We start from the raw sequence: 19,820 nt of genomic DNA, 5'->3' as shown, positions 1-19,820 counted from the left end.
CGCCGACGCGCCCCGGCCCTCATCCCGCCGGCCCGGCGTGCGCCACCCCCTGCCCCGCCTCGGCCCCCTCGGGGCGGCCGAAGAGCAGGTCGTAGCCCGGGGGCAGCTGGAGCAGCACCCGCTGGAGGAGTTCGTCCCCCGCGGCGTCGGCGGCGACGCTGAGGACGGCGCCGACGTCCCACTTGGCGGTCTCCTCGGTGGCGCCCTCAATCCACGCCGCGGTGGCCCGGACGAACCGGTCGGGGTCCAGTGGCTCGGCGGCCTGGAGCGGGTTCAGCAGTATCAGGGCGTACGTCTCCGGCAGCCGCGCGGCCAGTTCGGCGCGTTCCTCACCGACCAGGTGTGCGCCCAGCAGGGCCAGGACGACTCTGGCCGCCCGTTCCGCTTCCTGCGGGGTGGCGTACTCACCGCGTTCCTGGACGTGCGCCAGGAACGCCTCCCATCGCATCGACACGACCGCTTGCCCCCTTGTCTGCCGGAGCGCGGAGGGCGGCTGCGGGAGCGCGTCCGCTCCGGGCTCCGTCGATGGCCCAGGTGCCTTGTCCACTTCCTGTTGTAACTTGTCATCTATCGGATGACAAGCGTGAAGTCCCCCGCAAGCGAGGAAAGGGGGCGAAGGCATGTCTGACCTGGATCATTCGCCGGAATCCGGCCCCGCCTCCTTCCGTGCCGTCGAGGCCGCGCTGCGGAGCGTCGACGAGGCACTGCGCACCGCGCACAGCACGCGCTCCGCCGACCGCACCGGCGCCGAGGCGGCCGGTCCCGGGGAGGCGTTGGCCGCGCTGTCCCTGCTGGGTGAGGTACGCCGGCAGCTCGCCGGATGGGAAACCGGGCTGATCGAAACCGCTCGGGCGGCGGGCGCCAGCTGGGCCGATCTCGCCGAGGCGCTCGGTGTCGCCAGCCGCCAGGCCGCCGAACGCCGCTATCTGCGCCTGCGCCCCGGCGCCGCCGGCACCACCGGCGAGCAGCGCGTCAAGGCGGCCCGCGACCGCCGTGCCGCCGACCGCAGCGTCACCGCCTGGGCCCGCCACCACGCCGCCGACCTGCGCGGGCTCGCCGGCCGGATCACCGCGCTGACCGATCTGCCCGCCACCGCCCGCCGCCCCGTCGAGCAACTCAGGACGGCGCTCGCCGGCGACGACGCGGCCGGTCTGGTCGGCCCCCTCGCCGCCGTGCTGCCCCATCTGCGGCGCCGGCACCCGGCTCTCGCGGCCCGCATCGAGGAGTTCACCCGGCACACCGAGCGGGTGCGGCAGGACAGTGACGACCAGCGACGGGACCGCTGACACCGGGCTTCCGTTTGACAACGGCCCCGCGGGCCCTTATCGAGGGGTGCAGAAGCTTCTTCTTCGGCGGTCCGCGCCGCCCGACGACCGGGCAGGAGGTGGTGGCGATGCCGGCACCGGAACACGATCCCTACGCCGTCCTGGGAGTCCCGCCCTCCGCGTCCGCGCGGGAGATCACCGTGGCCTACCGCAGGCTGGTGCGCACCCTGCACCCGGACACCGGCGCCGGCCGCCCGGCCGCCCGGCACGGGCTCGACGAGGTCCTGGCCGCGTACCGCACCCTGCACGACCCGCGCCGCCGGGCCGCCCACGACGCGGCACGCCGCCGTCGCGAGCGGAGCGGCCGGCCCGCCACGGACGCACAGCCCGTGGTCCGCGTCCACCGGTCCGAGGCGCCGATCCGGCTGCGTACGGGCCCGGTGCGCATGGAGTTCACGTACGAACTCCGGCTGCGGCGCGACGAACGGGACGCCGTGGAGAGCCTCCTGGCGTGGCTCCTGCGGCCGTTGCGGGGCCGGGACCGCTGAGGGCGCGCGCCCGGTACGCCGCTACGGGCCGGGTGCGAAGGGCTGGGTGCGGGCGATCAGCAGGGCGACGTCGTCGGGGTCCTCCGGGCGCCGGAGTTCGCGCAGCAGCAGGTCGCAGGTCTCCTCCAGGGAGAGGCCGGGCGCGTCGAGCAGCTGGCGGAGGGTTTCCAGGCGTTCGTCGATGGCGTGGTGGCGGGTCTCGACCAACCCATCGGTGTACAGGACGAGTTGATCGCCGGGCTCCAGTCCGAAGGTCGTGGTGGTGAAGGGGACGCCGCCGACGCCGAGCGGGGTACCGGTGGGCAGGTCGAGCAGTTCGGGACGCCGCCCGCTGCGGACGAGGACGGGGGGCAGATGGCCGGCGGTGGCGATGTGGCACGCGGCGCGGTGCGGATCGTAGGCGGCGTAGACGCAGGTGGCGATGTAGTGCTCCAGCCCCGCGGTGATCTTGTCGAGGTGCTGGAGGACCTGCGCGGGATCGAGGTCGAGGTCGGCGAAGGCACTGGTGGCGGTGCGCAGCCGGCCCATGGTGGCGGCCGCGTCGATCCCGCTGCCCATGACGTCCCCCACGACCAGCGCGGTCTTGTCGTCGTCGAGCGGGAGGACGTCGTACCAGTCGCCGCCGATCTCGTACGTGGCCTGCGCGGGCCGGTAGCGGGAGGCGATCTGCAGGCCGGGGAGGTGGGGCGGGTGATCGGGGAGCAGGCTGCGCTGCAGCGCCTCGGCGGCGTTGCGCACGCTCTGGTGCGAACGGGCGTTGTCGATGCAGACCGCGGCGCGGGAGGCCAGCTCGGCGGCGAGGGTCAGGTCGTCCTCGTCGAACGGCTGCGGGTTGCGGGTGCGGCTGAGGCCCAGGAAGCCGAGGATCTGGCCGCGGGCGGTGAGCGGGACCAGCATGTACGAGTGCAGCCCGGCGCGGGCCAGCAGGGTGGCGGCGTGGCCGTCGCGGGCGATCTGCGCGAGGTCGTCGTCGTTCACGCGGGGGATCAGGATCGGGCGGCCGGTGCGCACGCAGCGGGTGGCGAGGCGGTCGGCGTCGTAGGCGACGGTCTCACCGGGCGGGTCCGCGGCCTCCGCGGCTTCGGTGGGGTAGGCGGCCTGCACCGCGAGGGCGCGGAAGACCGCGGGGCCGTAGCCGGAGGCCCGGCGGTGCTCGTCGAGGACGGAGTCGAGTACGTCGACCGTGGCCATGTCGGCGAGCTCGGGAACGGTGACCTCGGCCAGCTCCTGGGCGGTCTGCCCCACCTCCAGGGTGGTGCCGATGTGCGCCGAGCCGTCGGCTATCAGGGCCAGGCGCTGCCGGGCCTCGGCGGCCTCCACGGACGCCTGGTAGCGGTCGGTGACGTCCACCACCAGATCGGCGACCCCGAGCACCCGCCCCTGGGGGTCCTCCAGCCGGTACAGCGAGATCGACCAGGCGTGGAGGTGGTCGAGGTCGGCGGGGGTGCGGCCGACGATGGTGGCCTGGTCGACCATGGGGACACCGGTCTCCAGGACCTGCCGCATCGCGGCTTCGGGCACCTCGAACTTCGCCGCGCTCATGATCTCGCGGTAGTGGCGGCCCAGGTGCTCCTTCGCGGGGACGCCGTGCATCCGCTCCAGGGCGGGGTTGACGGCCACGTACCGCAGGTCGGTGTCGAGGATCGCCACCCCGATGGGGGACTGCGAGATCAGCCGGGTGGAGAGCGCGACCTCCCGCTCCAGCTCGCGCAGCGTCGTGGAGTCGGTGGCGAGCCCGAGGGCGTAGAAGTCGCCGCGGTCGTCCAGCAGCCGCATGTTGCGCAGCTCCACCAGACGTTCGGTGCCGTCCTTGTGCCGTACCGGGAACACCCCGCCCCAGCTCCGGCCGGTGTCCATGACCTCGGCGAACTTCTTGATCACCAGGTCCCAGTGCTCTTCCTGGACCAGCAGCGGAGCGGCGTACTGCCCCAGCGCCTCCTCCGAGGTGTAGCCGTAGAGGTCCGCCGCCTGCGGGCTCCACAGGACGATCCGCCCCTCGTCGTCCAGGAGCACCGCGGCCACACCGAGGAGGTCCAGCAGGCCACTCGGCTCTGCCGGCCGGTCCTGCGGCTCACCGGCTTCGGGCGGACGACCGTCGGCTGCGCTCACCCGGCACTCCTTCCACCTGACGGACCACGTGGGCTGTCCCCTCGCGCCGGTCCGTGGCCTGTCCACTCGCCTGTGGGCTGTCCCCTGTCCGGTGAGAGCTTCGTCGTCTCCATCGTCCCCCTGGACCGGCGGAACGCACACTCCGTCCCGGGCCCGGCGGAGCGCGGCCGGCCGGGAGTGGCGCAGGGTGCCGGGAAGGATGCGCTGGGTAGTGGCGTTACCGCAAAAGGACGGCCCGCCGGGTGTGGCGGGCCGGCCGGGGTGGACCCCTACTCCGTGTCCTTCGCCTTCTTCTCCTTCAGGCGCTGCGCTTCCTTGCGGACCTCGGCCTGGGTGGCGCGTTCCCGCTCCAGCCACTCGGGGCCTTCGTCCTTCAGCGCGTCGATCTGCTCCGTGGTGAGCGGCTCGGTGACCCCGCCCCGGGCGAGACCCGAGATCGAGATGCCCAGCTTCGCGGCGACCACCGGCCGGGGGTGCGGCCCGTTGCGTCGCAGTTCGCGCAGCCACTCGGGCGGGTCGGCCTGGAGCGCGTTCAGTTCGGAGCGCGAGACGACACCCTCCTGGAACTCGGCGGGGGTGGCCTCGAGGTAGACACCCAGCTTCTTCGCCGCGGTGGCGGGCTTCATGGTCTGGGTGTTGTGGTGCGACGTCATGCTGCCCAGGATATCGAGCGTATGCACTACCGCTGACCACGGCCGTTACCCTGGTGCGGTGACAGGCTCGGAAGAAACCCCTTCGTTCCGGCTCGCGTACGTCCCGGGAGTGACGCCCACGAAGTGGGTGCGGATCTGGAACGAGCGGCTGCCCGACATCCCCCTGGACCTCGTCCAGGTGCCCGCCGCCGACGCGTTCGGCACCCTGCGGGCCGGCGGCGCCGACGCGGGCTTCGTACGCCTCCCGGTCGACGGTGCGGACCTCGCCGCGATCCCCCTCTACACCGAGACGACGGTCGTCGTGATCCCCAAGGACCACCTCGTCGCGGCGGTCGACGAGGTGACCACCGAGGACCTGGCCGACGACATCGTGCTGCACCCCCTCGACGACAGCCTCGACTGGGAACGGATGCCCGGACGGCCCGCGATCGAGCGGCCGGCCACCACGGCCGACGCCATCGAGCTGGTGGCGGCGGGAGTGGGAGTGCTGGTGGTCCCGCAGTCACTCGCCCGCCTGCACCACCGCAAGGACCTCACCTACCGGCCGGTTTCGGACGCGCCCGTCTCGCGGGTCGCGCTGTCGTGGCCGCAGGACGAGACCACCGACCGGGTCGAGGACTTCATCGGGATCGTGCGCGGACGCACGGTCAACAGCTCGCGCGGACGCCGCCCGGACCCGGCGGAGCCGAAGGCCGGGCGCACCGCGACCGCGACGGGCGGCGCACGGCGCAAGCCCACCGCCGGCAAGCCCACCGCCGGCAAGCAGACCGGCGACGGCCGTCGGCGCGGTTCCGGCGCGGCCCCCAAGGGCGGCAAACGCGGCAAGCCCCGCCGCCGCTCGTAACCCTCTGGGCGCCGGCTCCCCGGCGCCGGCCGACGACGTCGGGACCGGCCCGTTCCCAGCCGTGGGCGGCCCCGCTGACCGCCCCGGAATCCCCTGACAATGGCCGGATACCCGGTGTGCCCGGCCTCGCCCGTACGGCTTGGGTGGAGGGGGCCGCGGGAGCGTCGGGTGAGGGGGACGGATGTACGACTACATCGTCGTGGGTGCGGGGTCGGCCGGGTGTGTGCTGGCGGCCCGGCTGACCGAGGACGCGGACGTCCGCGTGCTGCTCGTCGAGGCCGGGCCGGTGGACGACGCCCGGGAGATCCACGTGCCGGCGGCCTTCGCCCAGCTGTTCCAGACCAAGTACGACTGGAGCTACCTGAGCGCCTGCGAACCCGGACTGGACGGCCGCCGCCGGTTCCTGCCCCGCGGCCGGATGCTCGGCGGGTCGTCGTCGATGAACGCGATGATCTACATCCGCGGCAACCGGCGCGACTACGACGCCTGGGCCGCCGCCGGCGCCGAGCAGTGGAGCTGGGACGACGTCCTGCCGTACTTCCTGCGGGCCGAGGACTTCCAGGGGCCGACGTCACCCTGGCACGGCACCGGCGGGCCCCTCACGGTCAGCGAGGGCCGCTCCCGGCACCCGCTGATGGCCGCGTACGTGGCGGCCGCCCAGGAAGCCGGCCACCCCTTCACCGCCGACTTCAACGGCCCCGAACAGGACGGCGTGGGCTACTACCACCTCACCCAGCGGGACGGCCTGCGCTGCAGCACGGCCGTCGGCTACCTGCGCCCCGCCCTGCCGCGGCCGAACCTCGACGTGCTCACCGACGCCCGGTGCACCCGGGTGCTGTTCGACGGCGACCGCGCGACCGGCGTCGAGGTGGACCGGGCCGGTGAGCTGGTGCCGCTGCGCGCCGAGCGGGAAGTGGTGCTCTCGGCCGGCGCCTACAACTCGCCGCAGCTGCTGATGCTGTCCGGCATCGGCGTGGCGGACGAACTGGCGGCCCACGGCATCACCGCCCGGGTGGACCTGCCGGTGGGGGAGAACCTCCAGGACCACCCGCACGTCGGCCTCTCCTACCTGACCGACACCCCCTCCCTGCTGACCGCCCAAACGCCGGACAACGTACGGCTGTTGGAGACCGAGGGCCGCGGCCCGCTCACCTCCAACGTCGGCGAGGCCGGGGCCTTCCACCGCACCCGCGCGGACCTCGACGCCCCCGACATCCAGGTGCACGCCGTCCCGGTGATGTTCCACGAGGAAGGCATCAGCCCCGCCTTCGACCACGCCTTCATGTTCGGCGCGGTGCTGCTCACGCCCACCAGCCGGGGCAAGGTCTCCCTGCGGTCGGCGCTCCCCAGCGCCGCCCCGCACATCCTGCACAACTACCTGACCACCGAGGACGACCGCGCCACGATGGTGCGGGCGATCAGGTTGCTGCTGGACATTGCCGACCGGCCCAGCCTGCGCAAGCACCGCAGGGCCGACTTCAAGGTCCCCGCCTCCGCGACCGACGAGGACCTGCTGGCCTTCGCCCGCCGCGAACTGCAGACCCTCTACCATCCGGCGGGCACCTGCCCCATCGGCCCCGTCGTCGACTCCCGGCTCCGGGTGCACGGCGTCCGCGGCCTGCGCGTGGCGGACGCCTCCGTGATGCCCACCCTCGTCCGCGGCAACACCAACGCCCCCACCATCATGATCGCCGAAAAGGCCGCGGACCTGCTCCGCGACGTCCCGGCCCGGACCTGACGCGCGTGCCGGCCGCCGGGGAGGTCGGCAACGCCCGGATCACGCCACCGTGTCCGGTGTCTTCGCGCGGGTGTCCGACGCGGCCGTCTCCCAGGGCCGGCGCATGACGTGGGCGTAGCCGAGGGCGGCGAGCACGCCGACGGCCAGGCTTCCCAGCCAGAGGACGGGGGCGCCGAACCGGTCGATGACCGAGCCGCCGAGCAGCGGGGCCGCGAAGGCGGCGACCGACCACGAGAGGGTGTAGACGCCCTGATAGCGGCCGCGGCCCTCGACCGGGGAGAGGCGGGCCACCAGGGACATCTGGGTGGGCGAGTTGACGATCTCGCCCAGCGTCCAGACGCAGACGGTCAGGACGTAGAAGGGGACGGAGTCGGCGAGGGCGCAGAGGCCGAAGCCGACGCCGGTGAGGAGGGCCGAGAGCACCAGCAGCGGGCCCGGTGAGCGGTGTTCGATGAAGCGTGTCACCGGGATCTGCAGTGCCACGATGAGCACACCGTTGGCCGCGATCACCACGCCGAAGTCGGTGCTGTCGAAACCGGCCCGGCCCATCGCCAACGGCAGGGCGACCAGGCCCTGTTGGTAGAGCATCACCAGGAGCAGGTTCAGCCCGACCACGGTCATGAAGCGGACGTCGCGCAGCACCGTCCACAGCGAGGTGGCGCCGGCCGGATCGGGTCCCGGTCGCGCCGGGCCGGGGCCGGGGCGGGTCTCCGGCAGGCGGAAGTACGCCACGACCGCGCAGAGGGCGGTCAGCAGGGCCTCGCCCAGGAAGAGCCAGAGGTAGGAGTAGCGCGCGATGAGTCCCGCCGCGGACGCCGACAGGGCGAACCCGAGGTTGATGGCCCAGTAGTTGAGGGCGAACGCCCGGACCCGCCGCCGTTCCGGCACGAGGTCGGTCATCATCGCCTGCACCGCGGGCCGGGACGCGCTGGTGGCCATCCCGGCGAGCGCGGCGAGCGCCGCGATCGTCGTGGGACGGGAGGCGAAACCGAGCAGCGCGACGGTGCCGGCGGTGGCCATCTGGGACGCCAGCAGCGTCGGCCGGCGGCCCAGCCGGTCCGTGAGCACCCCCGCCACCAGATTTCCCGCCGCCCCACCCAGCCCGTACAGCGCGGCGACCAGGCCCGCGTAGGACGCCGAATAGCCCTTCTGGACGGTGAGGTACAGCGCGAGGAAGGTGGAGACGAACGCCCCGAGCCGGTTGATCAACGTGCTCGCCCAGAGCCACCAGAACGCGGCCGGCAGCCCGGAGAAGGTGTTCCGGACGGCGCGGGTGGCCGTAGCCGTGGTCGACATGCGTGTTCTCGTCGTCATGGACCGGACCGCCGGTCAGGACTGCGGGCCGGTCGCGGGCAGCGCCCGGGGGGTCGCCGCGAGCAGCTCCCGCAGTCTGGGCCGGAGGACCTTGCCGGTGGCGGTCCGCGGAATGCTCGGCATCCGTACGAAGCGGGCGGGCAGCACCGCCGGGTCGAAGAAGCGCCCCAGGTGCTCCAGCAGCACGGCGTCGGTGGTGTCGTCGGCGGTGGCCACCGCCGCCACCACGACCTCGCCCAGGAAGCGGTCCGGGGCGGTGTCGCAGGCCGCGTCGCGGACCGCGGGCAAGGTCTTGAGGGCCCGTTCCATCTCCTCCAGCGACACCGTTTCGCCGCGCACCTTGGCGATGTTCTTGGCCCGCCCGGTGAGGACGACGAAGCGCAGTCCGGTCTCCGGCTCGACGACTTCGTAGCCCAGGTCCTGGGAGTGGAACCAGCCGTCCGCGAACGCCTCCGCGGTCGCCTCCGGGTTCCCTTGGTAGCGCGACATCACGTTGTGCCCGCGCATGCACACCTCACCCCGCTCGCCGGGCTCGGCCCGCTGCCCGTCGGGGCGGAGTACGGCCACCTCGTTGCCGTACAGGGCGGTGCCGGCGGAGGGGATGTCGCAGTCCAGCATCAGGGCACGGTAGGCGGCGTCGGACAGGCCGCGCGGCATGGTGGTGGAGAAGTTGGTCGTCTCGGTCAGGCCGTACCCCTGGAGGATCCGGACGCCCCAGCGCTCGTGCACCGCGCGCGCCGTGGACCGGGACAGCGGGGCCGCGGCCGAGACGAAGTAGGCGAACTCCTGGGGGAATTGCGGGGTGCGCCAGGTCTGCAGCAGTGTCTCCAGGATGCTGGGGACGACGCTCGCGATCCGTGGGCGGTACTCGTTCAGCACGCGTGGGTAGCCGAAGGGGTCGAATCCGGTGAGCAGGATGCCGTGCGCCCCGGCGGCGAGGGTGCCGAACAGGGTGAAGTGCATGCCGTTGACGTGGTGGACCGGCAGGCAGCCGAGGAAGCGGTCGCCCGGTCCGAGACCGTGGTGCCGGCGCAGCGCCTCGGCGTTGACCGCGCCGTTGTAGTGCGACTGCGCTACCAGTTTGGCGGCGGCCGTCGACCCCGACGTGCCGAAGTAGAAGGCGTCCGCCCCCGGGTCGAGGTCCGGACCGGTCCAGTCGTCGTCGGCCGCGGGCAGTTCCCGGGGGTCGGGGAGCGGGACCCACGGCACCGTGGCGTCGGCGGCGGCGTCCGGGGCGCGCAGCAGGGCCTTGGCGCCCAGCGCCTCGGCCTGCTCGGTGATCCGGCCCGCCGGGTCGGCCGGGTTCAGCGAGAGGATCGAGCAGCCGGCGAGCAGCAGCCCGAACACGGCGGTCACCGACCGCAGTTCGTTGACCGGGGCGAGGGCGAAGACGTCCCCGGGGCGGGCGTCCAGCTCCCGGGCCGCCCATGCCGCCAGGCGGCGGCTGAGCCGGAGGGTGTCGCGGTAGGTGAGGGTGAGCGCGGTGTGGTCGGCGCCGTGGAAGGTCAGGTACGGCGCGGACCCGTCGCGGTCGGCCCGGTGGGCCAGCAGCTCCGGCATCGTCGGGTGCACGGGGAGCCGGTCGGTGAACTCCCGTTCCGTGCAGCGGTGGGCGAGCCGGTGGTCCTCGTCGGGGGTGGCGTGCATGGTTCCTCGTCGTGGTAGGGGCGTGGTGCGGTTGGCGCGGAGGGGAGGGGTCAGCCGGCAGGGGGTGCCGCGGGCGCGGCTCCGGACGCCTTGAGGGCGTCGGCGATCGTGCGGATGCTGCCGAAGGTCTCGGCGGTCACCGCGTCCGAGGGGAAGGTGACGCCCAGCGTCTCCTCCAGATCCACCAACAGGCGCACCACACCCAGCGAGTCGAAGCCGTGCTCCGGGAGCGGGGCGTCCGGTCCGGCGGACGCCAGCGACGCGCGGTCGGGGGCGTTGCGCAGGACGACCTCGCTCACCGCCGCGAGCAGCTCACTCGCGGCAGCGGCCGAGGGGTCGGGAGCGGTCGAGCGGGCGGGCTCCGGCGGGTGCTCCGGGGGTTCGTGCACGACGATCGTCCTTTCTGCGGTGGTGAGTTCGCGCGGCTTGTGGGCGGGCCGCTGCTCGGTGATTAGCCCGTTATGCGGGTCTTGTGATGCTTTTCACTCATTGCTGGATTGGCGGCCGTATGCCTTGTTCCGTCCGGAGGCATGGCCTAGGTTCCCGAGCGGAACATGACACGACGTCAACTGCACGCTCGTCAGTCGTACTTCGGCCGCAGCCCCGGCGGCCCCGGACCGTCCCAGTGAGGCTCATGTGAAGCACCCGTCCCCCTCGGCACGGCAGGACACCGCGCACCACGTCCCCAGCGGAACGCCGGCCGCCGGGCCCCCGGAGCCGCTGGACCGCGCCGCCGGCCGGCGGGAGGACGCGGCATGGCTCCGCGCGGCCTGGGAGCGGGAGAGCACCCGGGTGCTGCCGCTGGCCGAGGGCCGCACCCATGTGAGCGAGGGGCCCGACGGGTGGCGGCTGGCGCTGGTCCGGCCGCGCGACTGCCCGCCGGACGGCACCCGCTACTTCCTCGGTACCGACCGCACCGGCGCCGCGTACTTCGCGTACGCCACCGGCCGGCTGCCCGCCCCGCCCACCGGCACCGCGCGCGTCGCCGCCCTCGACGACGGGGCGTATCCGCTCGGCGACCGGGACCACGGCATGCTCGTGCACGCCACCGCCCTGGAGAACTGGCACCGCACGCACGGCCGTTGCCCCCGCTGCGGCGACCCCACCGCGGTGGAGTGCGGCGGCCACGTCCGGCGCTGCGGGGCGTGCGGCGCCGAGCACCATCCCCGTACCGACCCCGCCGTGCTCATGCTGATCACCGACGCGGGCGACCGGTGTCTGCTGGGCAGCCGGACCCGCTGGCCCGCGCACCAGTACTCGGTGCTCGCCGGATACGTCGAGCCCGGGGAGACGGCGGAAGCCGCGGTGCGGCGCGAGGCCGCGGAGGAGGCGGGGGTCGCGATCGGCGCGGTGCGGTGCGTGGAGACCGAGGCGCACCCCTTCCCCGGCAGCCTGATGCTGGGCTACGAGGCCGGCGCCGTCTCGTCCGCCGCGCGCGCCGACGGGAGCGAGATGGCGGCCGTCCGCTGGTTCACCCGAGACGCGCTGGCCCACGCCGTGCGCACCGGAGACGTGGCGCTGCCGGACCGCCGCTACCTCGCCCGCCGGCTGGTCGAGCGGTGGTACGGGGGCCCGCTCGACCCCGCGCCGGAGTCGGCCGGCGCCCCGTGGACCGAGTGAGCGGCCGGGGCGGCGCGTCGGCTGGTCAGTGCGCACCGGCGCCCACCCCGGCGCCCAGCGCCACCCGGTCGATCTTCCCGGCCGGGGTCAGCGGCATGGCCGCGACCACGCGGTAGGCGGACGGCCGCATCCACTCCGGCAGGCGCAGCGCCGCGTGCGCGCGGACCTGCTCCAGGCTCGTCCCCGGCGCCGTCCGCAGGCACGCCGCCAGCACGCCCACCCCGCCCTGGGTGTGGGGCAGCACCACGGACTCCAGCACCCCCGGGCAGTCGGCGAGCGCGGCCTCGACCTCCCCCAGCTCCACGCGGTACCCGCGCACCTTGACCTGGTGGTCGGTGCGGCCCAGGAACTCCAGCCGGCCGTCCGGCGTCCGGCGGGCGCGGTCCCCGGTCCGGTACATCCGCGTGCCGTCCGCGGCCCACGGGTCGGGCAGGAACCGCTGCGCGGTCAGGCCGGGGCGGCCGAGGTAGCCGCGGGCCAGCGTGGGGCCCGCCACGTACAGCTCGCCCGGCTCGCCGACGGCCACCGGGCGCAGCCGGTCGTCCAGCAGGCGGACGGTCTGGCCGGGCAGCGGGGTCCCGAGGTGCGGCTCCACCCCGTCCGTTATCGGTGCCCACAGGCTGTCCACCGTCGTCTCCGTGGTGCCGTACACGTTGACCGCGTCCAGGACGCCCGCGGCACGGTGCCCGGCCAGGGTCCGCCACAGCGCGGGCGGCACCGCCTCGCCCCCGACCCACAGGCGCAGGCCGGAGCCGGCCGGCAGGGCGCGGGCCAGCCGGTCGGCCGTCAACTCGGCCAGGCCGGGGGTGAGATCGAGGTCGGTGAGCCGGGCCTCCGTCACGGCCCGCACCAGCCGCTGGGGGACGCGGCGCGCCAGGTCGTCGACGATCACCACGGTGTCACCGCGGCAGACCCGGGCCCATTGCTGGAGCGAGGCGTCGAAGGAGGGGCTGGCGCTCCAGCCGACCCGGGCCGGGCCCGGCCGGACGGCGCCGGCCGCCTCCAGGCCGGCCAGGAAGGCGGCCAGCGCGCCGTGCTCGACCTGGACGCCCTTCGGCCGGCCGGTCGACCCGGAGGTGTAGATGACGTAGGCGAGTTGGCCGGAACCGACCGCCGGCAGCGGGGTGCCGGCGTCCGGGGGCGGGCCGGCGTCGGCCGGCGACAGGACGGTCAGGTGCGCGGGGAAGACGTCCTCCGGCGGCCGCGGCGCGTCGTCGCCGCCCGTCAGGACGACGGTGGTCCCGCTGTCCCGCACCAGATAACGCAGCCGGTCGGCGGGGTAGGCCGGGTCCAGCGGCAGGAAGGCGCCGCCCGCCCGCAGGACGCCGAGCGCGGCGGCGATGAAGTCCGCCGAGCGCGGCAGGCACAGCCCGACGACGGTCTCCGCGCCGACGCCGTGGGCCAGCAGGCGGGCCGCCACGGCCGCACTGCGCCCGGCCAGCTCCGCGAACGTCGTCCGGGTCCCGCCGTCCTCGACGGCCACCGCGTCGGGCCGCGCCGACGCGGTGGCGAGGAAGCGCGCCGGGAGCAGGCCCGGCCGGCCGTCCGGCGGTCCGCCGGGCGGCCCGGCCGGTGGCCGAAGGGTCACGGCCGGCCTCCCGTGGTGCGTACGGCGTCCATGTACGACGCCACCCGGGCCGGGTCGATCTCACTGCCCCAGCCGGAGCGTTCCAGGCAGCTGCCGACGAACGCGCCGTCGGCGGCCGCCAGCAGCCGTGCGGCGTTGTCGTGGTGGGTGTGCCCGGCGAGGATGACCGGCAGGTCCGGGGCCGCCGCGCGCACCGCGTCGATCATGCGCAGGGTGGTGTCGTCGTCGCGGTGGCACAGCGAGACGGCATCGGCGCCCGCGCCCGCGGCCGCCTTCGCCACCTCCGCCGTGGTCTTCCCGCCGCCGAACCACGAGAAGTGCATCGAGTCGATGTCGGCGATGATGCCGAGGTCCTCGCCCGCGATCTTCCGGCGGTATTCCATGATCCGCAGCGGGTCCGGAGTGACCATGCCGTGCGGGGAGAGGGTCTGTCCGACCAGCGCGCCGACCCGGACGAAGGAGCCGCCGGTCACCTTCGCCACGCCCAGGGAGGCGCTGACGGCGTGGCGCATCATCTGCACACCCACGTGGAAGCCGGCGCCGGTGGCCCGTACGACGGCGTCGGTGATCAGGGTCATGGCGGCGGTCCGTGCCGGATCGGACTCGTCCGCCACGCTGTAGACCCGCTCGACGGTCTGGATGAGGCAGCCGTCCGCGCCGCCCCGCTCCAGGGCCACGGCCGACCGTACGGCGCTGTCCAACGTCTTGCCCAGCGTGCCGTCCTGATGGAACGGGGTGCCGGGCAGCGGCCGCAGGTGGATCATGCCGAGGACCGTCTTGCGGCCGTCCCGGCGTGGGAAGTCAGCCATGGCGCACCGCGTCCCGGGCCGCGTAGGCCCCCAGCCGGCCGACGGCGGTGTCGAGGTCGCGCCAGCTGCGGGCCGAGGTCACCCGCACCGTCCCGCCGGAGAAGCAGAAGTTGAGGATGCCGGGGTAGGTGGACACGCCGGTCTCGCGCAGCAGGTCGCGGAAGCACCGGTAGGAGTCGTCCCAGCCGGGCAGCGTGAGCGCGGTGTTGATCGAGTAGCGCGGTTTGAGCACGGTCGCGAACTCCGACAGGCGGGCGTGCGTGGCGTCGCGCAACGTGAGCAGACTCCGCTCGCGGGCGTCCCGTTCGGTGGCGTAGTTGGTGTACGCGGCCTGGAGTCGCTCCGCCGTCAGACCGTAGGACGCCTCGAACTCGCGGACCTGCTCGGCGCCGACGGCCTGCAGGCCGGTGACCCGCCAGCGCTCCATCCGGGCCAGCACCTCGATGAGCGTGTAGAAGAAGGACGGCGGCCCGCCGAAGTGGGTGGAGGCGTACTCGTAGTACTCGGCGATCAGATCGCTGTCGGCGGTGATCCAGCCGGCCTTGATACCGGGCGCCGACCAGTGCTTGGAGAGGCTGGAGATGCGGACGACATTGCGCGCGGCGCGCGCCGGCGACAGCGGGTTCACCGGCCCGAGCCACTCGTGGCACTCGTCGAGCAGGATCAGCGTGGACGGCGACAGCGCGTTCAGCAGCCGGACCAGGTCGGCCTCTGCCACCCCGGCGCCGGTCGGGTTCGCGGCCGTCTGCAGCATCACCAGCGGGGTGTCCGGGGACAGCGCCGCCAGCAGCGGCTCCACCGACATCCGGCCGTCCTGCGTCGGCAGCGGCACCAGGCGGGTGCCGGTGCGGCAGGCGATCGACTCCACCAGCGGCGGGTAGTTGGGTGTCGCGCACAGCGCGGGGGCGGTGCGCGGCCCGGAGCGGGAGGTGAGGAAGTCGGCCATCGTGCTGACCGCCACGGTGCCGCCCATGGTGAGCGCGATGTTGCCGGCCTCGTAGGTGGCGCCGGGAATCCGGGCGCTCTCGTACGCGGCCACCGCCTCGCGGGCCTGCAGCCGCCCGCAGGAGTCGGAGTAGCCGTACCAGTCGCGTTCGAGGGCGTAGCGGATGCACTCCTTGAGGACCTCGGGGAGCCCCCACTCCTCCTCGTCGACCGCGCCGCCGGAGAGCATCAGGTGGTCGTCGGAGCGCAGGTCGCCGTAGAGGTCGTCACGGAAGTAGAAGTTGAACAGCTCCTTGACGAACCGCACCGTGGCCCGTGAGGTCAGCACCTCCTCCGCGGTCGTGCTCCGCCGCACCCTGGCGGAACGCCACTGCTCGGCAAGCCGGGGACGGGCGGCGTGCGCACCCGACTCCGCGTCCACCCGCCCCACCCACAGACGGCACAGTTCGAAGGGGTCCCCGGGGTCGGCCGCCCGGTTGTAGACGTCCAGCATCCGTTCGTCGACGCCGGGCAGGAAGCACCCGCCGTCGTCGTCGAGGAGCCGCGCCGCGGCCGCGCTCTCGGCCGCCTCGGCCGGGATGCTGAAACATCGCTCTCGTAAGGGGTGGGGGAAGAGTTCCACTGAGGGCTCCAGGATCAGTTACGTGGGGGTCGAGGGGTGGCGTACCGGAGCGCGGGACGGCGTCATCCCCCGAGGAGACGCAGGCGCTTGAGATGCCTCGGGATCTCCGGGACACGGCCGTCACCCGCGGTTCTGCCGTGGAAGAAGCGGTGGTTGTCCACGGCGAGGAGCATGCCGCGCCGCCACTCGACGGCGCGGGCTTCGGCAGGGTGGTACATCGCGGCCAGCAGGCGACGCAGGGCCGGGCCGACCTCGTCGCCGTCGGCCGGGTCGCCGGCCAGCTCCCACTCCAGCGGTGCGGTGTGGAAGTCGCGGAAGGAGAAGACCGGTGCCCCGTCGACGGTGCGCAGCAGGGGCGGCGGGCTGTCGGCGGCACGGTAGCGGACCCGGGCCAGCAGCGCGGCGTCGTCCGGCGACAGCCGCCGCCGGACCGCGGCCATCGGCACGACGACGGTACGGGCTGCCGTGCCGTCCCCCGGTTCGCAGCACATCAGCACGATGAGACGCGGTTGCCGCTGGGCGGGCCGGGTACTGCCTTCGGTGTGCAGCGTCAGGAAGTTCGTGGCGAAAGGCTGCAGGGAAGCGTCCGAGGTATGCCCCGCATCGGCCGTCAAATTCAGCATGATGCCGTGTTCGACATACGGCAGGACCGCCGCGTCGGTCTCCGGCATCGGGTCGCCGAGCGTCTTTCCCACGGCAATGAAATCAGCGGTCGACAATGGCTCGTCGAGCTGTAGGAGAGCATATCCGTCGGCCGTGAGACGGTCGCGCAGCAACGTCGCTGCATTGTCCGCCCCGGCATCGGGTGGAAGGTGGGCGTTGGGCTGGAGCGTTAAAGCGGCATCCGTCTCCAGTAATTCATGGCGGAGGGCTAAGTGTTGATCTGCCTTTGATTCGGCAAAACAGCCGCTGGTCAATGTGTGCGTCCCCTAACTGACTTACGTGGGATAGCACGGCCACCTTCCATAGGATCCGGCGTCCTTGTCAATAGCTGTAGCAGTCAACTGGGCGTCGAGCGACGGGATCCGGGCTGGTGGCGGCCGGAAACGGAAGGGGAGGCAACCCCGGAGCGCCCGCGTCCGTCTTCCCCTTCAGTCCGCTTCGGTGGGTGCCGCCGGCATAGTAGGGGCGCACCGCCATTGTCGTGCCGGAGGTGGTGTCAACGTACTTGTGGTGAGCATGAGTTGACGTTCTGTGGTCACGGGTGCGGTGCGGCCGGTGACCGGTCGAATGGTCGCCGCGGTGGCGCAAAAAAGTATGGCCGGAGGCTGAAAGGTGGCTGTCGCTCACCGGCGTTCCGAGCAAGATCAGAATATGCAGAACAAACACTTCCGGTCCTTCCGGGGATCGGGTAGCGTCGCCCTCACGCCTCGGTCGACCACGGGTGCGTTCAGGAAGCTGATGGCCCGTTGCCGCGGGTGACGCGCGATGTGTCGCGATCCCCGCGCCGATACGCGAAAGAGCACAGGATTCTCTTCCGGTGGCTCAGTGCACAGTTCTTCTCTTGTCGCCTGTGGGGGACTCTTGTACATACGCAGCGAGTTCGTGGGAATGACAGCTGGAAATACCCGGCAACCGGCTGCCCCGGTGGACGCCTATACCCTCGGCAACGGCAACGGCACGGAAGTCGTGGTCTGGACCTACGGGGCGACGCTCGTCGAGGTCCGGATTCCCGGCCGCGACGGCCGGACGGACAATGTGGTCCACCGGTTACCCACCCTGGCCGCCTACGAGGACCGGGCGGCGAACGCCTATGTCGGCGCGACCGTCGGCCGGTTCTGCCGGAACGTCGCCCACGGCGCGTTCACCCTTGACGGCGTCCGCCACGTGCTGGACCGCAACGAGGGCCCGCACCACCTCCACGGAGGCAGCTACGGGTTCGACCGGCTGGTGTGGGCCGCCGCCACGGAGCGGGACGCGGACCACGCGACCCTCACACTGACCGTGCACAGCCCCGACGGCGACCAGGGCTACCCCGGGCACCTGCGGGCCGAGACCCGCTACCGGCTCGGCCGGGACTCCACCCTGACGATCGCCTTCCGGGCCACCACCACCGCCCCCACGGTGGTCGGCCTGACCAACCACGCCTTCTGGAACCTGGCCGGCGCGCACCGCCCCCTCGACGGCCACCACCTCGCCGTCAACGCCGCCCGCGTCCTGCGGTTCGACGAGGACCAGGTCCCGCTCCCCGGCCCCCCGGCCCCCGTCGCCGGCACCCCGCTCCACCTCACCGGCAGCGCCCCGGTCGACGGCCTGCGGCTGGACAACTTCTACGCGCTCGACGCCCCGCACACCTGGGCGGCCGACCTCCACGACCCGGACTCCGGACGGCAACTGCGCCTGTCCACGGACCAGACCGGCATGGGCGTCTACACCGGCGACGGCCTCCACCCCGCCCGTGCCGGCCTGTGTCTCCAGCCCGGCCCCTGGCCCGACGCCCCCAACCGCCCGGACTTCCCCTCCGCCCGGCTCGATCCGGGACAGACCTACACCGCCACCACGCGCTACGCGTTCTCCGTCCGCTGACCGCACACCCCCACCGTGCCCCGGGCCCTCCCACCCCCACACGAACGGCATCCCACATGACCACGCATCCCGCACCGGCCCCCGCCTGGGAACCGGCTGAGAGCGCCGAGGAGGTCCACGCGCTGCTGCGCGCCTCGGACCTCCACACGGCCGAGCTGTACGGCCTGCCGGTCCCGGAGCGCCGTCTCGAACGCAGCCGTGCGCTGGTCGGCGAACGCGCCGTCCACCTGCTGCGCCACGGCGACACCGCCATCGCCATGTTCACCCTGACCGGCCGGCCGCCCTTCAGCCGCGCCCTGGACGTCTTCCCGCCGGCCCGCGCACCCCTGTACCTCCAGCGCCTCGCCGTCCATCCCGACCGGGCACGACGGGACGCCACGCTCGGCCTGCGCGCGGTGCGCAGGGCCTGCGAGACCGCCCGCGCCGCCGGCGCCGACGCGCTGCGCGCGGAGGCCAACCCCGACCTGCGCAAGAGCGTGGAACTGCTCACCGGCCTGGGCTTCGTCGCGTACGGCGAGGTGGAGACCGAGGACTGGATGCGCCGCGTGTACCTGCAACGGGCGCTCGACCGCTGAGCGTCCCCGACCCGCTGCTCGTCGCCCCCGGCACCCGGCACAGAAGGCGTGGAGAGATGAGACTGCACGATGACACCGTCCGCTGCGGTGTGCACTCAGGACAGCAGTACCGGACCTTCGACGAGGTCCTCGAACTGTGGCGGCGCGCCGAGGACGCGGGCTACGACTGGGTCTCCGTCTTCGACCACCTGCGCCCCCACCTCACCGGGCCCGACGGCCCCTGCTTCGAGGGCCCCACCCTGCTGGCCGCCCTCGCCGCGAACACCCGCCGGGTACGCTGCGCGATCCTGGTCTCCGCCGTCTCCTGGCGCCACCCCGCGCTGCTCGCCAACATCGCCTCGACCCTCGACCACATCTCCGGCGGGCGCGTCGAACTGGGCCTGGGAGCAGGCGGATTCGACCTCGCGCACGCGCAGTACGGGATGCCGTTCCCGCCGGCCGCCGAGCGGCTGCGCCGGCTGGACGAGAGCTGCCAGGTGATCCGCCGCCTGTGGGAGCGGCCGGTCACCGACTTCGACGGCACCCACTACCAGCTCCGCGAGGCCCATCTGCAACCCCGCCCGGTGCAGAGCCGGCTGCCGCTGACCGTCGGCGGCTCCGGGGAGCGGCACCTGCTCCGCATCGCGGCCGCGCACGCCGACACCTGGAACTCCCTGTTCACCACCCCCGAGGAGTACGCGCACCGGCGCGAGGTGCTGACCGCGCACGCCCGCGACGTCGGCCGCGACCCCGCCGCGATCCGCGGCTCGCTGACCTTCCGGGCGGTGCTCGGCGACGATCCGCGCGAGGTGGCGGAACGCCGGGAGCGGATCGCCGCCACCGTCCCCGCCGACCTGCCGGAGTACGCGTTCTTCGGCACCCCGGAGGAGTGCGTGGAGCGGCTGACGCCCTATCTGCGGCTGGGGGTGCGGGACTTCCTCCTCGGCCTGCGGCCGCCCGTGGACCACCGCACCCTCGACCTCTTCGCCGAACGCGTCGCCCCCGTGCTGCGCGCCGCCCTCTGACACGTCTGGAAGA

The 19,820-nt window shown here is 73.5% G+C and carries 18 protein-coding genes; 8 read left to right on the top strand and 10 right to left on the bottom strand.

What is annotated here, in order from left to right; translation table 11 throughout:
• Positions 1 to 19: 19 nt before the first annotated feature.
• Complete coding sequence (locus OO62_RS04445) at positions 20 to 454, bottom strand: DUF2267 domain-containing protein (RefSeq protein WP_051732687.1); 435 nt, start codon at positions 452 to 454, stop codon at positions 20 to 22.
• A 166-nt stretch (positions 455 to 620) separates the two neighbouring features.
• Between OO62_RS04445 and OO62_RS04440 the strand changes: the two genes are divergently transcribed.
• Together OO62_RS04440 and OO62_RS04435 are read left to right on the top strand one after the other, a co-directional pair.
• Entirely contained in the window at positions 621 to 1,286 is a 666-nt protein-coding gene (locus tag OO62_RS04440) for a serine/threonine-protein kinase (RefSeq protein ID WP_033265854.1), read from the top strand.
• Between the two features lie 107 nt (positions 1,287 to 1,393).
• Positions 1,394 to 1,813 carry a J domain-containing protein gene (locus OO62_RS04435; RefSeq protein WP_051732685.1) on the top strand — a complete coding sequence of 140 codons (420 nt, stop codon included), beginning with the start codon at positions 1,394 to 1,396 and terminating at the stop codon, positions 1,811 to 1,813.
• Between the two features lie 21 nt (positions 1,814 to 1,834).
• Here OO62_RS04435 and OO62_RS04430 read toward each other — a convergent pair whose 3' ends face one another.
• Both OO62_RS04430 and OO62_RS04425 read right to left on the bottom strand, forming a co-directional pair.
• Positions 1,835 to 3,922: a SpoIIE family protein phosphatase gene (locus OO62_RS04430; protein ID WP_033265853.1), complete on the bottom strand. Its 2,088-nt coding sequence runs from the start codon at positions 3,920 to 3,922 to the stop codon at positions 1,835 to 1,837.
• A 269-nt stretch (positions 3,923 to 4,191) separates the two neighbouring features.
• On the bottom strand, positions 4,192 to 4,575 hold the full coding sequence (locus OO62_RS04425) for a DUF5997 family protein (RefSeq protein WP_033265852.1): 384 nt from the start codon (positions 4,573 to 4,575) through the stop codon (positions 4,192 to 4,194).
• Between the two features lie 58 nt (positions 4,576 to 4,633).
• Between OO62_RS04425 and OO62_RS04420 the strand changes: the two genes are divergently transcribed.
• The gene (locus OO62_RS04420) at positions 4,634 to 5,419 is read left to right on the top strand and encodes a LysR substrate-binding domain-containing protein (protein ID WP_051732683.1); all 786 of its coding nucleotides are present in this window, start codon (positions 4,634 to 4,636) and stop codon (positions 5,417 to 5,419) included.
• A gap of 181 nt (positions 5,420 to 5,600) precedes the next feature.
• Positions 5,601 to 7,157: a GMC family oxidoreductase gene (locus OO62_RS04415; protein WP_033265850.1), complete on the top strand. Its 1,557-nt coding sequence runs from the start codon at positions 5,601 to 5,603 to the stop codon at positions 7,155 to 7,157.
• Between the two features lie 39 nt (positions 7,158 to 7,196).
• On the opposite strand, the gene OO62_RS04410 is transcribed toward OO62_RS04415, so the two are convergent.
• Genes OO62_RS04410 through OO62_RS37615 form a run of 3 tightly spaced genes read right to left on the bottom strand, consistent with a single transcriptional unit; the run spans position 7,197 to position 10,507 of the window.
• On the bottom strand, positions 7,197 to 8,453 hold the full coding sequence (locus OO62_RS04410; protein WP_033265849.1) for an MDR family MFS transporter: 1,257 nt from the start codon (positions 8,451 to 8,453) through the stop codon (positions 7,197 to 7,199).
• Between the two features lie 33 nt (positions 8,454 to 8,486).
• Positions 8,487 to 10,118 (bottom strand): class I adenylate-forming enzyme family protein, encoded by a 1,632-nt coding sequence (locus OO62_RS04405; protein ID WP_051732679.1) that lies wholly within the window; start codon positions 10,116 to 10,118, stop codon positions 8,487 to 8,489.
• Positions 10,119 to 10,168: 50 nt separating this feature from the next.
• On the bottom strand, positions 10,169 to 10,507 hold the full coding sequence (locus tag OO62_RS37615) for a phosphopantetheine-binding protein (RefSeq protein WP_051732677.1): 339 nt from the start codon (positions 10,505 to 10,507) through the stop codon (positions 10,169 to 10,171).
• A gap of 247 nt (positions 10,508 to 10,754) precedes the next feature.
• Here OO62_RS37615 and nudC point away from each other — a divergent pair, with 247 nt between their 5' ends.
• Positions 10,755 to 11,738, top strand: coding sequence for an NAD(+) diphosphatase (gene nudC / locus OO62_RS41270; RefSeq protein WP_033265848.1), 984 nt, complete (start codon positions 10,755 to 10,757; stop codon positions 11,736 to 11,738).
• Positions 11,739 to 11,763: 25 nt separating this feature from the next.
• Here nudC and OO62_RS04390 read toward each other — a convergent pair whose 3' ends face one another.
• From OO62_RS04390 to OO62_RS04375, 4 genes are all read right to left on the bottom strand, one after another.
• A complete protein-coding gene (locus OO62_RS04390) occupies positions 11,764 to 13,326 on the bottom strand; it encodes an amino acid adenylation domain-containing protein (RefSeq protein ID WP_051732675.1) in 1,563 nt (520 codons plus the stop codon).
• Positions 13,323 to 14,135 (bottom strand): BtpA/SgcQ family protein, encoded by an 813-nt coding sequence (locus tag OO62_RS04385; RefSeq protein WP_033265847.1) that lies wholly within the window; start codon positions 14,133 to 14,135, stop codon positions 13,323 to 13,325. Before OO62_RS04385 ends, OO62_RS04390 begins: the two co-directional genes overlap by 4 nt.
• Entirely contained in the window at positions 14,128 to 15,702 is a 1,575-nt protein-coding gene (locus tag OO62_RS04380; protein WP_051732673.1) for a pyridoxal phosphate-dependent aminotransferase, read from the bottom strand. Before OO62_RS04380 ends, OO62_RS04385 begins: the two co-directional genes overlap by 8 nt.
• Before the next feature lie 62 nt (positions 15,703 to 15,764).
• A complete protein-coding gene (locus tag OO62_RS04375; RefSeq protein WP_077191577.1) occupies positions 15,765 to 16,478 on the bottom strand; it encodes a TauD/TfdA family dioxygenase in 714 nt (237 codons plus the stop codon).
• Positions 16,479 to 17,289: 811 nt separating this feature from the next.
• On the opposite strand from OO62_RS04375, the gene OO62_RS04370 reads away from it, so the two are divergent.
• The 3 genes from OO62_RS04370 to OO62_RS04360 are packed head-to-tail and all read left to right on the top strand — an operon-like array spanning position 17,290 to position 19,807.
• Positions 17,290 to 18,228, top strand: a complete 939-nt coding sequence (locus OO62_RS04370) for an aldose epimerase family protein (protein ID WP_228332378.1) — start codon at positions 17,290 to 17,292, stop codon at positions 18,226 to 18,228.
• Between the two features lie 56 nt (positions 18,229 to 18,284).
• Positions 18,285 to 18,803 carry a GNAT family N-acetyltransferase gene (locus OO62_RS04365; protein ID WP_051732669.1) on the top strand — a complete coding sequence of 173 codons (519 nt, stop codon included), beginning with the start codon at positions 18,285 to 18,287 and terminating at the stop codon, positions 18,801 to 18,803.
• 56 nt (positions 18,804 to 18,859) lie between these two features.
• Entirely contained in the window at positions 18,860 to 19,807 is a 948-nt protein-coding gene (locus OO62_RS04360) for a TIGR03560 family F420-dependent LLM class oxidoreductase (protein ID WP_033265845.1), read from the top strand.
• The last annotated feature ends 13 nt before the right edge of the window (positions 19,808 to 19,820 follow it).

The sequence above is a fragment of the Streptomyces lydicus genome (assembly GCF_000717345.1).
Lineage (GTDB): Bacteria > Actinomycetota > Actinomycetes > Streptomycetales > Streptomycetaceae > Streptomyces > Streptomyces lydicus.
Note: the sequence above shows the minus strand (reverse complement) of the source record. Positions and strands in the feature narration are given on the sequence as shown.